13 protein-coding genes are annotated in these 15,430 nt (G+C 59.4%); 3 read left to right on the forward strand and 10 right to left on the reverse strand.

Features of this window, described 5'->3' with window-relative positions:
• Positions 1-266: 266 nt before the first annotated feature.
• Positions 267-1,709 carry an MFS transporter gene (locus tag BACI349Y_RS19760; RefSeq protein ID WP_236561117.1) on the reverse strand — a complete coding sequence of 481 codons (1,443 nt, stop codon included), beginning with the start codon at positions 1,707-1,709 and terminating at the stop codon, positions 267-269.
• An 868-nt stretch (positions 1,710-2,577) separates the two neighbouring features.
• Here BACI349Y_RS19760 and BACI349Y_RS19765 point away from each other — a divergent pair.
• The gene (locus BACI349Y_RS19765; protein ID WP_236561119.1) at positions 2,578-3,267 is read left to right on the forward strand and encodes a FadR/GntR family transcriptional regulator; all 690 of its coding nucleotides are present in this window, start codon (positions 2,578-2,580) and stop codon (positions 3,265-3,267) included.
• Between the two features lie 131 nt (positions 3,268-3,398).
• Here BACI349Y_RS19765 and BACI349Y_RS19770 read toward each other — a convergent pair whose 3' ends face one another.
• The 9 genes from BACI349Y_RS19770 to BACI349Y_RS19810 form a co-directional block, all read right to left on the reverse strand.
• Positions 3,399-4,193, reverse strand: coding sequence for an MBL fold metallo-hydrolase (locus BACI349Y_RS19770; RefSeq protein ID WP_159636033.1), 795 nt, complete (start codon positions 4,191-4,193; stop codon positions 3,399-3,401).
• Positions 4,194-4,332: 139 nt separating this feature from the next.
• Positions 4,333-5,712, reverse strand: coding sequence for an MFS transporter (locus BACI349Y_RS19775; protein WP_159636036.1), 1,380 nt, complete (start codon positions 5,710-5,712; stop codon positions 4,333-4,335).
• The gene (locus BACI349Y_RS19780; protein ID WP_159636039.1) at positions 5,709-6,647 is read right to left on the reverse strand and encodes a ketopantoate reductase family protein; all 939 of its coding nucleotides are present in this window, start codon (positions 6,645-6,647) and stop codon (positions 5,709-5,711) included. Before BACI349Y_RS19780 ends, BACI349Y_RS19775 begins: the two co-directional genes overlap by 4 nt.
• A gap of 38 nt (positions 6,648-6,685) precedes the next feature.
• The gene (locus BACI349Y_RS19785; RefSeq protein WP_201302547.1) at positions 6,686-7,795 is read right to left on the reverse strand and encodes a mandelate racemase/muconate lactonizing enzyme family protein; all 1,110 of its coding nucleotides are present in this window, start codon (positions 7,793-7,795) and stop codon (positions 6,686-6,688) included.
• 405 nt (positions 7,796-8,200) lie between these two features.
• Positions 8,201-10,357: an amylo-alpha-1,6-glucosidase gene (locus tag BACI349Y_RS19790; RefSeq protein ID WP_159636045.1), complete on the reverse strand. Its 2,157-nt coding sequence runs from the start codon at positions 10,355-10,357 to the stop codon at positions 8,201-8,203.
• A 229-nt stretch (positions 10,358-10,586) separates the two neighbouring features.
• A complete protein-coding gene (locus BACI349Y_RS19795; protein WP_159636048.1) occupies positions 10,587-11,315 on the reverse strand; it encodes a winged helix-turn-helix transcriptional regulator in 729 nt (242 codons plus the stop codon).
• A gap of 190 nt (positions 11,316-11,505) precedes the next feature.
• The gene (locus BACI349Y_RS19800; RefSeq protein ID WP_079598570.1) at positions 11,506-12,285 is read right to left on the reverse strand and encodes an MBL fold metallo-hydrolase; all 780 of its coding nucleotides are present in this window, start codon (positions 12,283-12,285) and stop codon (positions 11,506-11,508) included.
• Between the two features lie 41 nt (positions 12,286-12,326).
• Positions 12,327-12,749 (reverse strand): PAS domain S-box protein, encoded by a 423-nt coding sequence (locus BACI349Y_RS19805; RefSeq protein WP_159636051.1) that lies wholly within the window; start codon positions 12,747-12,749, stop codon positions 12,327-12,329.
• A 171-nt stretch (positions 12,750-12,920) separates the two neighbouring features.
• Complete coding sequence (locus BACI349Y_RS19810; protein WP_328699877.1) at positions 12,921-13,547, reverse strand: Lrp/AsnC family transcriptional regulator; 627 nt, start codon at positions 13,545-13,547, stop codon at positions 12,921-12,923.
• Here BACI349Y_RS19810 and ald point away from each other — a divergent pair.
• Both ald and BACI349Y_RS19820 read left to right on the forward strand, forming a co-directional pair.
• Positions 13,540-14,655 carry an alanine dehydrogenase gene (gene ald / locus BACI349Y_RS19815; RefSeq protein WP_159636054.1) on the forward strand — a complete coding sequence of 372 codons (1,116 nt, stop codon included), beginning with the start codon at positions 13,540-13,542 and terminating at the stop codon, positions 14,653-14,655. The genes BACI349Y_RS19810 and ald overlap by 8 nt on opposite strands.
• Positions 14,656-14,727: 72 nt before the next feature.
• A complete protein-coding gene (locus tag BACI349Y_RS19820) occupies positions 14,728-14,985 on the forward strand; it encodes a hypothetical protein (protein WP_159636057.1) in 258 nt (85 codons plus the stop codon).
• The last annotated feature ends 445 nt before the right edge of the window (positions 14,986-15,430 follow it).

Raw genomic sequence — 15,430 nt, forward strand, 5'->3', positions numbered from 1 at the left:
TTCCGCCGTGTCAGCGGGAAGGCCCGGGCACCGGATGACGCCCACCCGAGGGTACTCCCCCTGGCTTATAGCGGCGAGTACCTAAACCCGAGGCGTGGCTCCGACCATAAGGCAGTAATTCACTCTGGCTTCGATGGCAGTTGACGAAATCCTTATATTATCGGCGTTTGAACGATCTGTGGGAGACGGCGCGCATTAGCCCAGTAGGCGCTGGCGTTTGACAACGCCAGCGCCTACCAAAGGTTGTTATGTAGAGAAAGTGGCTCTCAGACTGTTAGTTCGTCAGTGCTTGTGTCGGAGTTTTGGGTTTCGGGTGTTGGGTGTCCATTGAGCGTTGTTAGGGCCAGTACTCCAGCGATGACGAGAATAGCGGCGGCGCCTAGCAACGCTGTACTGTATCCCGCTGTGAGGGCTGCCCCGGGGCTGACGCCGGCGTGTTCCTGCGGCACTGAGATGGTGGCCGCGACAGCGGCCAGTACGGCTAGGCCGAGAGCGACGCCGATCTGCTGGGCTGAGTTGAGCAGTGCCGAGGCGATGCCTGCCTTGTCCTGGTCAACGAGGTAAACGGCGGCCTGTGTGAGCGCAATGACGCCCAGGCCGAATCCGAGGGCGAGCACGAACATGGCTGGAGCCAAGTGGAGCCAGTAGCTGGCGTTCTCGGCGATGGCGGAAAACCAGAGCGCCGCGACGGCGCTGAGGAGTGCCCCGGTTGCAGCGACGAGGCGCGGCGCTATCTTCAGCAGAAGCTTCGGGGCGCTACCGGCGCCCAGTATGAGTCCGGCAGCGAATGGCAGCCAGGCGGCACCGGTCTGGAGCGGGCTGAATTGCTGGACCTGCTGGAGGTAGAGGGTGACGACGTAGAAAGTGCCCATCGGGCCGATGGCGAGCAGCAGCATGGTGGCGTAGGCGCCGGCACGGTTGCGGTCCCTGAAGAGGCTTAGGGGCACCAGGGGGTTTTTGCTGCGAGCCTGAGTGAGTGTGAACGCCAGGAGCAGGACGGCGGAAGCGCCGAAGAGTGCCAGTGCTGCCAGATCAGTGAATCCGGCCTCACCGAAACGTGTGATGGCGTACACGAGTGCGACCATTCCGCCGGTGGCCAGTACCGCGCCGAGGATGCCGGGCTGTCCGTGGTGACCGCGGGTGGCCGGGAGGGTCCGGCTGCCCAGAAAAACGAGCAGACCGATGGGGATGTTGATGAAGAACACCCAGCGCCAGCCGAGGGTGTTCGTCAGGACGCCTCCAAGGAGCAGGCCAATGACGAGGCCGAGGGCGGACATCGCCCCATAAAGGGACAGCGCTGTGTCGCGCATCTTACGGTCAGGGAATGTCGTTGAGATCAGCGCCAAGGCGTTGGGGGCTGCCATAGCTGCACCCAATCCCTGCGCAGCCCTGGCGATGATGAGCATTTCTGTGGTTTGCCCGAGCCCTCCGGCCAAGGAAGCCAATACGAAGATTGCGATGCCCAGCTGCAAGGTGCGCCGCCGGCCCCACAAGTCGCCGAGACGCCCGCCCAGCAGGAGGAGTGCGCCGAACGCCAGGATATAGGCGTTTACAACCCACGGCAGGTGAAGGGCTTCCACGCCCAGCTCCCGCTGGATGCTAGGCAGCGCAATGTTCACAATCGAGTCATCCAGCACCAGCATCATCTGGGTAGTTGCTATGACCAGCAGGGGTATCAAACCGCTCTGCCGTCCTGTTTTGGGTGTCACTTCGTCTCCTACGTCCCAGACGGGACTTACTCCAGTTGCCAAAACCGCAAGATACCCCTAGGGGGTATATTTTCGCTTAACTTTATACCCCTAGGGGGTACCGTGGTCAACTGCAGCAGACCTATGGTCCGAGGTAACTTCTTGAGACGGTGGGTAAGTAGGCGGCCCTTGCAGGGGGCCGGCCCTTTCCCTACCGGACGCCCTTGACGCGGAGGATGGCGGCCACGCCGAGGAGAGTTGATGCGCCGGCGACGATGAAGAGCACAGAGTAGTCGCCTCCCCCCCCGAGGCCAGGATGAGGGGGGCGATGGCAGGGACGATCGATTGCGGGAGTCCACTGGCGATGGTTAAGACTCCGAGATCTTTGGCGGCGGTGCTTGGACCAGGAAGTACATCGGCAACAGTGCCAGATCGACGGCGAAGTAGCGGCCTGTCTGACGAACCCACCGTTGACGACGATCGCCGTCGATCACAAAGTTTAGGCAGATCGCATAGTGGAAATCGTCCTGGCCTGCGAAACGATGCCTCCGCCCAGATACCGGACGTGGCTGAGATGCTCCAGCTCATAGAACGGGAATCCGTCTGACCTTGGCGTAGTGGCGCTGATAGGTGGCCGGCACACAGCGGCGGCGTGCGCCGGCAAGCACAGAAGTTCGCTGGCATCACCTCACGCTGACGGACCCTGGCGGCATCCGGGCCCCGGGGTGCCGGGGATCTGGCCACCGGAAGTACGGCAGGGCAATAGCCCGTCCCACCTGCCGCCACAATAACTAACACGACCCTTGGCCCCGATGCAGTTGGCTTAGACTCGGTTTGACAGAGGAGAACAGTATTGGCCAGTCCCATCGAACCAATTACCAGAGACCGAGTGAGCCAGCTGGTCTACGACGACCTTAAGATGCGCATAGTTGCCGGCGAGTTTGACGTAGATCAACGCCTACCGTCCGAAGGTACCCTAGCGCGTAACTTTGGGGTGAGCCGGTCGTCCGTCCGTGCGGCATTGCAGCGACTGCAAATGCTGGGCCTTGTGGAGATTCGGGTTGGAGAGGGGTCGTTCGTGCAGGAGCGCACCTTCAACAACCTAATGAGCGAGGTGAGTGCGCTGGTCGCCGAGGACGCGATGATCCCGTACGTGCGTGAGCTGCGACAGACGATCGAAATTGCTGCGACGCGCTTAGCGTTGAACCGTGCGAGCGACGAAGAGCTCTCAGGCTTTGTCAAACAGGCCCGAGAGTTGGGCGAAACCGCTCGTCTCGATAATGGGGAAGAGTATATCGAAGCGGACTATCGGTTCCACCTCACGCTCTGCTCGCTAAGCCAAAACCGTCTCTTCGAGCTTGTTTATGCCAGTATCCGTGACCTGTTCCGGCTCGATATCGTAAGGAATCTGGAGAAGTCGAGGACGCTGCATCCCAGCCCGTTCGTCGCGGGTGCAGAGCGACATATTGCTCTTGCGGTGGCCTTGGCGTCGCGTGATGTTGAAAAGGCCATGCGACTCATCGAGGACATTGTGGATTTGCGTGTGAATGAGGAACAGCCCCCTCGTCTTTCAGACTGAGGAGGCTGTTCCTTTAGGTTTTTCCTTGCGGTTTTCCCAGCACTTGCGGTGGCATCCGCCACGCTGCGCCCTCTAGGATCGTCTAGAGCGATCGCCTCATCTGTGCAGACAATCCCGGAAAGTGATTGAGATCAGACGGTCGCCATTTGCCCCGGGGTAAGAGCAATGACTCGTTCGCCGATGCCTTTATCGGTCGCAAGTTTTTTCATGCTCTCGGCGGTTTGACTGAAATGTTCCCACGAATCCGCGTGGATAGGGAGGATCGTCGCATTTTCGAGAATCTCAGCAGCAGCGACAGCCATTTCGTCACTGAAGGCGAGGTAGACACCGTCGAAGACCTCGAACGACGGTCCACCAGCAAAGAGCAGGGCGACAGCAATGTCGGGGAATTTTGCGGCCACCTCATGAACGGGTTCAATAGACGCATTGTCTCCCGAAATGTAGATGATTCGATCGCCAGGAGAACTGATCACGAATCCGATAACCGGTCCAAGCGCGTCCCTAAGATGTTCGGGTCCGTGAATAGCGGGCACGGCCGTGATGCTTACATCGCGGCCGTCGGGCGACTTCACAGTGCGTGTCTCCCACTCAGATAGTCCCTGAGCTCCAGGGATGCTCCGGGCGACGTGCTCAGTTGTGAAGGTGGCGGAGACCGAGGACGCTAGTTCGCGGCCCGAGGAATCCAGATGATCATGATGATCGTGCGTCACCAAGACCACGTCGACGTCCCCGAGCTCGTCCGGTGTGAATGCAGGTGGTACGTTTCGCACTATCGTGACCGGCGCGCCAACAACTTCGGGTCCGTATGACGCTGGCGGATCGAAAGTAGGATCCACCAGGATTCTGAGTCCTCCGTAATCGATAATGGCAGTAGGGCCACCCACGAGTGTGACATTTATAGGAGCCGTCTGGTTAACCTTTGTCATTCATTTCTCCAATTGCAAGCGCAAACTTATTTGGGTTGGGGTTTGTCCGATTGGCGTTGTTGCGGTTGAGTCATGCCGCCATTCACGTGTGTAGGGCGTCCCGCCACTCCATGTGGCAACGCCGCCACGGGGATCGTCACTAGTCGGCCGTGAAGACGGTCCCTTGGGTTTCTCGACCAAGCACCCAGATGGTGATTGCCGTGATGGCGTACATGGAGCCAGCGAAGAATACGGCGGCCTGTACACCAAAACCGCTCATCAGGAACCCGAGCAGGATCGGACCTGCAATAGCGCCCAATCTGCCGATGGAGTTTGCATATCCAACGCCAGTACTGCGGAGGCTTGTGGGCCACAGTTCCGAGGTATAGGTATTGCTCACCTGTCCGAGGGCGTAGGCGAACAAGTTGAACAGCATGCCGAAAATGACCATGAACACGACAGATCCCAGGAGACTGCCGTAGGCCAATGCGACAACGAAGGTTAAAAGGGCGGTGAGGATCGCAACGGGCTTGCGACCGTATTTTTTCAGGAGCCATGGCACAAGGAATGCGCCGAAGACGCCGCCGAGCGTCATGATGGTGGAGTAGCCGATCGAGTTTTGGATCGAGATGCCCTGTTGAACGAAGACCATACTGAACCACGTTTGCAGACCGTACATCGCCAAGAGCATTGCCGGCCATTGGAGTGTGAGCATGAGGGTCGTCCGCCAATGTTCCTTGCTGAACATCCGCTGAAGGGGCACCTTCTCCGTTCTCGTTGTCGACGCAAATGCCTCGGGGAGTCCCGGTTCAAAGACCGGCAAACGGTCGACCTGAGGGAGTGAAAGACCAGTAGAAGTTTCGATTTTCCGCTCCAGCATTGTCATGACGATGTCAGCGTCCTTATGACGTCCCTTCGCCTCGAGCCAGACCGGGGACTCAGGTACGAACTTCCAGATCAGGATCGCGGTTAGCGCTGGCACGGACTCAAGGACTGACACTCCCCGCCAACCGATCACTGGAATCAGCAGGTAGCAGATCAATCCAGCCGCCGACATACCTAGCGGGAACAGCGCCAGCATCGAAATAAGATAGCGTGCGCGGAGGCGTGACGGGACTAACTCGGCAAGGAGTGTGATTGTGGCCGGTAATTGCAGTCCGATCCCAAGCCCGATTGCGATTCGCACGACTATGAGCCACTCGAGCGAACCCACTAGGGCCTGCCATACTCCCGCCACACCCCAGATGATCACCGCGCCAATGATGACGCTTTTGCGGCCGAAGCGATCGGCAATGATGCCTGACAGCAACGTGCCAAGTAGTACCCCGACGTTGCTCATGGTCCCGAGGGCGCCGAGTGCCTCGAAGCGGAGGTTAAATTCCCCTGCGAAAACGGGCAAGAAGTAATTGATCGTACCGCTGTCGACTGCCTCGAAAAAGAACGCGAAACCCAAGACGGCGGTGATGCCGGCGAGGACTTTACCTGACGGCAACCTCTCAATACGCGGCCCGGCCGAGGCCTGGAGTTCCGTTGTTTTCATGCGAGGACCGAACCTTCACGATCGAAGACGCCGCAAACTTCGCCGTAGGCAGGCATTTCCAGCCCTAACTTACGCCCCATGAGGTATGGGTCCTGAAACATCGTGCGCCATTCAACCTGGTGGCCGGCGAGATAGTCGTACATGAGCGATGTGCGGTAGTCGTCCGGCACAGTTGGGAGCACCTGCAGCATGTCCGCCACGGCGTCGAACTCGGGTGGGAACGGGTGCCCGGAGGCTTCGCCAAGAGCAATGAGCTCCTTGCATAGCGCGATCATGAACTCAGTCTTCGCCGGATCCTTCTTGATTTCACCAAGCGTTGCGTTGAAAAAGACCATGGCACCTGAGATAGCAGAGACGCGGCAGAACTTCATGAGAGCGGCTTGAAGCATGTCTTCACTGATGTCCGCGGTGCAGCCGCATTCAATGAGGTCTTTCTTGATCATCTCGGCGAGTTCAAATACGGGCTGGCCTCCGCGTGGACCGAGTACGATGCGGAAAAAGTCGAGTTTATGCTTGCACTTGCCGGGTGCGACTAGTTCGCACGCGACATACGCTTCGCCTTGAGCTACGATCGGCTTCGCCTTCAATCCGGCCTCAATATGCGCGCCGATATCAAGCGCGTTAATGATCGGCAGCACAACTGTGGACTCTGTGCAGATCCGGTCGAGCAACGGATAGATCGAGTCAATTGAATAAGCCTTCACCGCGAGGATCACAACGTCGGGCTGCTCGTGATAGTCGTCTCCGGTGACCGCATTTACTGGCACGAGGAAGCGCTCGTCGTCTGGCGCGTAATGGAGCTCGAGGCCGCCCTGTTTGTGGATCGCCGCGAGGTGGGCTCCCCGAGTGATGAGTGTGACGTCCTTGCCTGCCTTGGTCATGTAAGCGGAGAGCACGGAGCCGATGGCTCCGCCTCCGACAATCAGATATTTCATGTGCGCTTATCTCCTTTGATCAGCGATGTGGTGTCGTGTCAGCTGACGACGACGGTTTCGGCGTTTCGGTACGCCTGGGGGGTGAGGTCTTGTCCGATTCCAGGTAAGTCGGGGATCTCGTAGACGCCAAGCCTCGGCTGGTAGTCATGGAGGCAGAGGTCGATGTTGGCCGGCAGCAGACTCGTGTTGTTGTGCTCGTGGATCACGAAATTCGGGAGCACAGCTTCCAGCTGGAGCGCAGCGGCCGTCGAGAGCGGGCTGCCGATAAGGTGCAGCTGTACTCCTATGTCATACGTCGACGCCAACTCCGCGATCTTCTTAGTCTCTGTGTAGCCGCCGCTGGTCCCGAGATCGGGCTGAATGATGTCGACTACTTGGTGTTCAATGTATGGCCGGAAGCCGAAGGCAGTGTAGAGCCGCTCGCCTGTGGCTATCGGGATTGTTATTTCCCGTTTGATTTTCCGCATCGCTTTCCAGTTCAGCGGCGCGGTCGCTTCTTCGTAATACAGGATCCGAAACTGCTCGAGCTCGCGCCCCAGTTGCACTGCCGTGTTGGCGTCGGTGTGGCAGTGCAACTCGACGATGATGTCCAGTTCGTCGCCACCGGCCGCTCGGACGGCACTTACACGATCAACTGCCGTCCGCACTTGCTCACTACTGAGCAGGCCGCGGGTATTCCAACCCATCCACCGGCCGTTCAGATCAAAGCCGATGGGGTTGACTTTCACGCAGTCGAAACCGTCGTCCATGGCCTTCCGCGTAGCTTCTGCATACTCATCGGGCTTAACCATCGCCCCCATCCGGGGCGCCCAGTCGAACTGAATCTGTGACGCGTAGCTGCGCAGGCGGTCGTTGGTCTTGCCTCCCAAAAGCTGATGCACGGGCACCCCAAGAGCCTTACCCTTGATATCCCACAGCGCGATGTCGATCGCACTCATGATCGCGAAAATGAGGGTACCTCCGCCCATGCCCCAGAACGTTGTCCGGTAAAGCTTCTCCCAAATCGCGGTCGTCTGGAACGGATCCATACCCAGGATCAGTGGAGCGAAGTCCCGTGCGAGTCCCATCTGGCCTTCAGCCGCGTTACCCATAGGTAATCCGATTTCGCCGAGGCCAAAGATCCCTTCGTCGGTTTCGATACGCAGCACCGTGGGGTTCCAAGGGATGCCATAGTCCCCAGGGTTAGGCGACTGCAGTCGCATTATCTTTACGCTTGTAATCCGCAATCCATTCCTCCTTTCAGATGGTACCTGTCGGACAACCGACAGCCTATGGGAAAGTGTGATGTGCGTCAATGGCCACCACCAGTTCCAGTTGCGTGATCCAGGCGCGGGTTTGCCCCGACTGAGGCAAGTTGACGGAATTTCGACCTCCTTCGAGAGCAGGTCAGACTGCTCAGCGGGAGGCCTCTAAGGCGGGAGGCAACTGCATCCGTATGGCCGGGACGCTTGCCTTTACGGGGCCGGAACTACGTAGCGGGCTATCCCTATCCCGCCTCATATTCATAGGCAGCACAGCTATGACGCCGCCGGTTTTGATGGCAACCAAGCTGCCTACTTCTTTCGTCGGCGGTCTGCCTGTTGTACCAGTTCTGTAATCCATGGCCGATGTCCGCGTCGAAATTCCATCCACTCAGGGAGGCCCTGAACGGACGGGCCAGACTTGTCGATGTCGATAGTGATCCGGCCGCCACCAACCGGTGCGTTGGTGATGTGCAGATCCCCGTAGGTTTCGGGCAGTACAGGATCCATCCAGAGTCCCCGACGGGAGACATGAACGTCGTACCGCATCAGGTTTGTCACCAGCAGTATCGGCGCGGTTGCTGCCCAAGCCTGGGGCGAACAAGCGGTTGGATAAGGAACGGGTTCGGCAAACTGGTCGCGGCTGAAGCCGCAGAAGAGCTCGGGCAAGCGCCCACCTGACCATTCCGCCGCTTCCAGCATTGCAGTAGAAATACGCTGAGCTTCCTCCACGAAGCCGTATCGCAACAGGCCGGCAGCGATGATGGCATTGTCGTGGGGCCATATCGAACCGTTGTGATAACTGGCCGGGTTGTATGCACCCATGTCGCTGCCCAGGGTCCGTATACCCCACCCGCTGAACATCTCGGGAGACATAAGCCGCTCGACAACCTGGGAAGCCTTGTCCTCGTCAACGAGGCCGTAGACGAGGCAGTGGCCCATGTTGGAGGCACACGCGTCCACTTGGCGTTTCCTGCCGTCGAGGGCTATTGCATAGTACCCGCGATCCGGTATCCAGAACTGCTCGTTAAACCTTCGTTTGAGCTCTGCTGCCCGATCGGTGAGTTCATCTCCTCTTGCGGTGTCCCCAGAGTCGTATGCCATCCAGGCGCGGGCAGTGTACGCGGCATAGACGTAGGCCTGAACTTCACAGAGCGCGATCGGGGGCTCGGCAAGTGTTCCATCGGCGAAATTGATCCCGTCCCAGGAGTCCTTCCAGCCCTGGTTGATCAGCCCTTGGTCGTTGAGACGTTCATATTCGACGAAACCGTCGCCATCTTTGTCCCCGTAATGCCGTATCCAATCCAAGGCGCGGTCCGCGTGAGGCAGTAAATCAGCGATAATATCAGCGCCAAATCCCCACCGGCTGACGGCTCCAAGCACATCGACAAACAGTGGCGTCGCGTCGACGCTCCCGTAGTAGGCCGATTTGCCTCCAAGGGCCAAACTGGCGTTGACGCTAAACCTTACTTCGTGCAGGATCTTGCCGGGTTCTTCCTCCGTCAGCGGGTCCACGACGCTTCCTTGCCGGTCCGCCAGCGTTTGCAGCGTCCCTAGGGCCAGCGATGGATCCACCGGTAACGCCATTTCTGAGGCCCACAAGGAATCACGGCCAAAGAGCGTCATGAACCACGGGGCACCTGCAGCCACCACAACACGCTCTGGATGGTTCGGGTCCTCAATCCGGAGGGCGCCCAAGTCGTCGTAGCTCCGCCGTAAGGTCCGCTCGATGGATCGATTACTCATGTGTACGACCGGAATCTTGGCAACCCATTCCTTGCGGCGCCGGTCACTTGGGGACAATACTTCCCCATCAGGGTGGACAAGTGCAGCGCTCCGCGCGGAGCCTTCGACCTCAGCCGTAGCACTGACAATCGCGCTCCAGTGACCGTGTGGCGGGACCGATACCAGATAGGTGACCGCTTCCGGCTTCACGTCGGCTCCTGGCGCCTGAATGACTACCCGCTTTCGCATGCCTTGCCAAGCCCCGTCAATGGTCAACTGGTCCCGGTCGACATGGCGGCTTGCGTCCCACGTTCGCTGAATCCGGGCTTCCTTCACTTCGAAAAGGTCTGCGAAATCCGCTTCAACCTCCAGGGACATCACGCACTGGACGGGCTTTGTTGAGAAATTGCGAACCGTAAGTTGTTCTTGGAGACCGGCCCCGACTTCCCGCAGTCGCTCTACGATCAGCGGGCTGTCCGCATATCCGTCGGAGCGGGGAACCCGACCTGCAAACAGGGCACGGAAAGGCTCACGTGTCTCGGCAGCCAGGGACTCAAGCGGTTGACTGTTGACTGTCAGGTTCCAGCGGGACAGGAAGCGGGTGTCCTGGACGAACAGGCCATGCGGGTGCTCAGGATGAATGTCGCCATTGGGCAAGGAAATGCAGAACGAGGTTTCTTCGACCAGGGTGACCGTCCCAGCCCCTACTGGCCCGGCCGCCGTGTCAGCATTCCATCCAGCCATCCTGGTTCCTCCAAGAAAGCAGCGCCGGCACCATGTGGTCTTAGACAGGCTTGGGCGACGGCTTGTTTACTTGACCCTACTCTCCCCCGGCAAAGGGGTGTAGACCTTGTTCCATATCCTGCGTTGCATCCAGACAAGGAACTGGACCAGCAGATCAAACGGCGAAAAAAGGCAGGAAAGGTGGCGAGCCTACAATCCTCAGAGGCATCTGGAATCGGTGCGCTAAACGCTAGAAGGCTGCTGCTCGGGGAGTGAACCAACCGGAGAACTCCGCTGCCCATTCGTGCGGACCAACAAATCCGATAGAGCCCAGCTGCCGTGCATCCTCACAACGGCGAAGACCCCACCACAGATCGTAGAGGACCCGCGGGGCGACATGGATCTGAAGATCCGGGGTACGTTCTGAGCGGCCGATGCTGGCGGTTGTCTTGCTGTTTTCCCTGCAGATCCAACCCTGGAAGGGTGCTCCCCTGACGTTGTCGAACTCGAATGCCAGGACAAGCGACTTCCGAGGCAGGGAATCTGTCACGAGGCTGCGGCCCATATGTTCGAGGAGTGTGCCAAGACCTGCCCGCAGATCATTCTCAAAGGGCTCTTGCCATCGACTTGCCCAGAGACCGAGCGACTCCAAGGTCTGGCGTAACCCGTAGCCGATCGGCGTCAGTCTGTAGCGGCGCGAGCCGCGGGGGCCGGTTTCATCGTTGCGAACGACAAGCTCCAGCTGGACCAGGCGCTTAAGCCGCTGGGAGAGCAGCGTCCGTGAGAGATCGGGCAGCGCGCGGGACATATCATTGAACCCCATCTCACCGCCGAGCAGTTCACGCACGATCAACAGGGACCAGCGGTCGCCCAGCAGCCGCAGCCCTTGCGATATGGACCAATAGTCGGCACTCAGGCGCCCGGCAGCATCCGCCAGGTCGTCGTGATCTCGGGTGAGTTGCTCTGCAATGGTCGTCATCGTCCCTGAGCTCCAAGCGGTCTGTGAGTAGTGCTGCCGCCATTCTTCCGGACCCCTCAGGCGGCTGTATGTGCGCCGCGCACATAAGTTGACGCCGTGCTGTCGTGGTGGACCTTCTCACGTTCTGTCTTTGAAAGAAGAATCGAAGGTTGGGCTGCCAAACGCCCAACCTTCGATTCCATTCCTCCTGTTAGAGCCGGATGTCGGCAGACTCCCCCGGTTTCAGGGCGATGAGCAGATCGCTCAGCCCAGCGTCTGCAAAGAGTTTGCTGATCTGGTCCGCATTTTGGCTGAAATGTGCCCACGAATCCTCGTGCACTGGAACGACCTTTTTGGCTCCCATGATCTTGGCCGCTTCGAGGGCACGGTCATTGCTGAGAGTGATATACGCCCCGTCAGCAATCACATCGAATTTAGCGCCGCCGACGAAGAGCACAGCGATATCAATGGTTGGAAAACGGTCCGCGATTTCGCGCACGATATCGAGCTCGGAGTTGTCACCGCTGATGTACACCGTCGGCATGCCCTCCGCTTCGAGAACAAAGCCGATGACCGGACCAAGCGCGTCCCACACGCCCTCCGGGCCATGATGCGCCGGCACAGCCGTGATCTTCATCTGCCTGCCATCGGGAAGCGCCACGGTATGAACGTCGTAGTCGCTGATCCCCAGGACGTTGGGGCCAAAGCTCTCCGCGGCCTCTGTCGTTGTGAGGGCAAGCGGCACCATCGTGAGAAAACCCCGACCGGCCACGTCCAGATTGTCGATGTGCTCGTGGGAAGCGAGAGCCAGGTCAACTTGACCAAGCTCCTCGGGGGTGGCGCTCGGGCCGAGCTTCTTGGTAACGGGCCCGGCAATTGGGTGGTGGTAGACCTGGGGAGAATCAAAGGTCGGGTCAGTGATCATCCGGTAGCCGGCGATCTCGAGGAGCAGGGTCGGTCCTCCAACGAGGGTTACTTTGACGTCGTCCATAATTTCAGTCCTATCGGTTGGTGCGCCTGATTACGAGAAGTTCAGCTTTTGCTCATCATCTGAGCCGTGATGTCTTCCGCCCCGTGCAGGACGTAGACGAGCTTGCCCTCATCGTCGAACGCCGGGGCGTTCAGGGGCTGGAACCAGCGGGGCTCGAAAATTCCGTCCGAGTTCTCAATGTCATAGCGAACAGGCGGAAGAATGTCGATTTCTCCGGTCTCGACAACACGCTCGATGGAGCTTCGCAGAATCTCTGTTCCCTTCGCATCAGGGTTGTCCGGGTTGTCCGGAAAAGCGTCAAGGATATCCATGCCGACGATTCCCTCACGGCTCTTTCCCGTAGATGCAAGGAACGAGTCAGTGGCGGCGACAATCGTCCTGTCAGGGGCGACGATGATGTATTGGTTCGGCAGACTTTCGAAGATTCTCTGGAAGTCGGGGTTACGTGCATCTGAGGATGACACTTTCGGTTCCTTTCCTGATAAGCGACGTTTTCGCGTCTCGTAATGCCATTGGAGCAGCTGGCCGCGCCCCTAACTAGTGCAAGACATGGACCGGAACGTCCAGTTGCCTCGACCACGAAGCCGCGGGTGACCGTCAGCCTGGGCCATCTACGGCGAGGTGTCCCAGGCCAACTAGAGGCCGAAGGCGGTTCCGTGACCGTGTTCGAACACGAGGTTGGTCTGGGTGCCTGCGACGGCAGGATTCGAAGACAAGTGGTCCAGCACGAATTGACGGATGTGCTCAGTGTTTTTGGCCGTGATGTGGATCAAGAAATCGTCGGCACCGCCCAGTACGAAGAACTGCTTAATTTCGGGAAGGTCCCGCAACTCGTTACCGAAGGCGTTCATGAGGTGACGGGCACCAGGCCTAAGCCGCACGCTCACCAGGGCCTGGAGAGGCAAACCCATGGCTTCGGGTGCGACTTCGACGGTGAACCGCTTGATCACCCCCGACTCCTTGAGCGCCTTAAGGCGCGCAAGACAGGTTGACGGCGCAAGCCCCAGGGCTTCCGACAACGACTGATTGGTACGCCTCGAATTCTTGGACAACAGACCCAGAAGCCTCTGGTCGACTTCGTCCAGAGTCACCTGCTGCAGTTTCTGCGGGTCGAACACCATGTAACGCTCCTCACAACGCAGGAAGTGGCCAATAACTCCTATTTTGCCGCAGATTCTGCAGGCAAAGTTGGATATTTCGCAGTTTCTGTCATTCTTTTGCTCACAAACGTCAATCCCCTCAGAAAGCGTGAGCATGATCATCTCCGTCCCCAAGGAAATCAAGAACAACGAGTTCCGCGTGGCCATCACGGCTGCCGGCGTGCATGAATTCAAAGCAAACGGCCACGACGTGCTCGTGGAAACCGGTGCCGGCGCCGGTTCCGGCATTAGCGATCAGGAGTACGCACTCGCCGGAGCTGAGATCGTTCAGACTGCAGACGAGGTCTGGGCCCGAGCCGACATGGTGATGAAGGTTAAGGAACCCGTGGCGTCCGAATACCGCCACTTCCGCGAGGGACTGCTCCTTTTCACCTACCTTCACCTTGCCGCGGAGCCGGCACTCACTCAGGCGCTTGTCGACTCCGGCGTCACGGCCATCGCTTATGAGACGGTCCAGGAAGGCCGGGCGCTGCCGCTGCTCGCACCCATGTCCGAAGTGGCCGGCCGGCTCTCCGTTCAGGTCGGCGCGACCTCCCTTATGGCGCCCGCCGGCGGCAAAGGCGTGCTGCTCGGCGGGGTACCCGGCGTCCGCCCCGCGAAAGTGGTGGTCCTCGGTGCAGGTGTTGCCGGCACCAACGCCGCCGCCATGGCGCTGGGCCTTGGTGCCGACGTCACCATCCTGGACATCAACATCAACCGCCTGCGCGAACTCGACGCCCAGTACCAGGGCCGGCTCAAAACCGTGGCGTCGAACTCGTACGAGATCGAAAAGTCAGTGATCGATGCTGATCTCGTCATCGGCTCCGTTCTGATTCCGGGAGCGAAGGCTCCCAAGCTCGTCACCAACGACCTCGTGGCCCGGATGAAGCCCGGCTCGGTCCTGGTGGACATCGCGGTGGACCAGGGCGGCTGCTTCGAGGACACGCACCCCACCACGCATCAGGAACCCACGTACAAGGTTCACGAGACGATCTTCTACTGCGTGGCCAACATGCCCGGCGCTGTCCCGAACACCTCCACCTACGCGCTGACCAACGTCACGCTCCGCTACGCGGTTGCTTTGGCCAACTACGGCGTCAAGGGTGCTTTCGACCGGCTCCCCGCTCTGGCGGGCGGTCTGAACGTGGCGGCGGGAAAGGTCACCCACAAGTCTGTCAGCGATGCCCATGGACATGACCTCGCCGACTGGCAGGACCTCGTAACGGTTTAAAACAACGGCTGTGCCTGCCCGAGAGAAGGCAGGCACAGCCCGCTCCGCTCCATAGGAAGGGGACAGCATCAAATGGCATTTCACCTGCAACCCAAATGGCAGCCGCTGGTTGGCCAACTGGTCATCGTGAAACTTCTGGATAAGGAGATCCGCCGCGGAGTTGTCGATGCAGTAACCGACGATGATCAAATCCTGTGGCTCGACAGTGACGGCGCCGAGCCCCGCCGTCTCTTTCACCGGGCAGACGGTTTCAGGGTGTGGGTCGACTATAGATGGGAAACCGACAGGGCCAGCCTCTGCCCTGGCTTCCAGCATGCTGCTGCACCATGAGGTGCGAATACTCCGCTGCGCCTGGACGCGTACAGCTTCCGGAACAGCTGCATGACGATAATGACTTAGCAAGAGCGATTACTCGGCTGCGCTCTGAAACAGTCCAGGATGAAGCGTCAGGCGTTCTTGTCACCTGGCACGGCCCCTGGTCCTACACCCTTGAGCTCAGCCACCAGATTCCTCCTGGACTCGTCTACGAGTGCGTCGCCCCTGAACAACTGAACTTCTCAGACTGATTCAGGACTCGTCTGACTGATCGAGCCCATCAGCGCCCCTCCCCCGGCGTTGGCGCGCCGGCGGCGCCTCCAGCAGGCTGTCAACCTCAATGATGAGCCGACCGCGGTGTCCATCGTCCCCTCACGGATGGGCGCCAGGCACACAGCCGGCGCGAACGCTGTGCCCGCGGTACATGTCGATCATCTGTGCCGGCGCGAAAATGGTGGAA

Source organism: Arthrobacter sp. 8AJ (assembly GCF_902506025.1).
Taxonomy (GTDB): domain Bacteria; phylum Actinomycetota; class Actinomycetes; order Actinomycetales; family Micrococcaceae; genus Arthrobacter.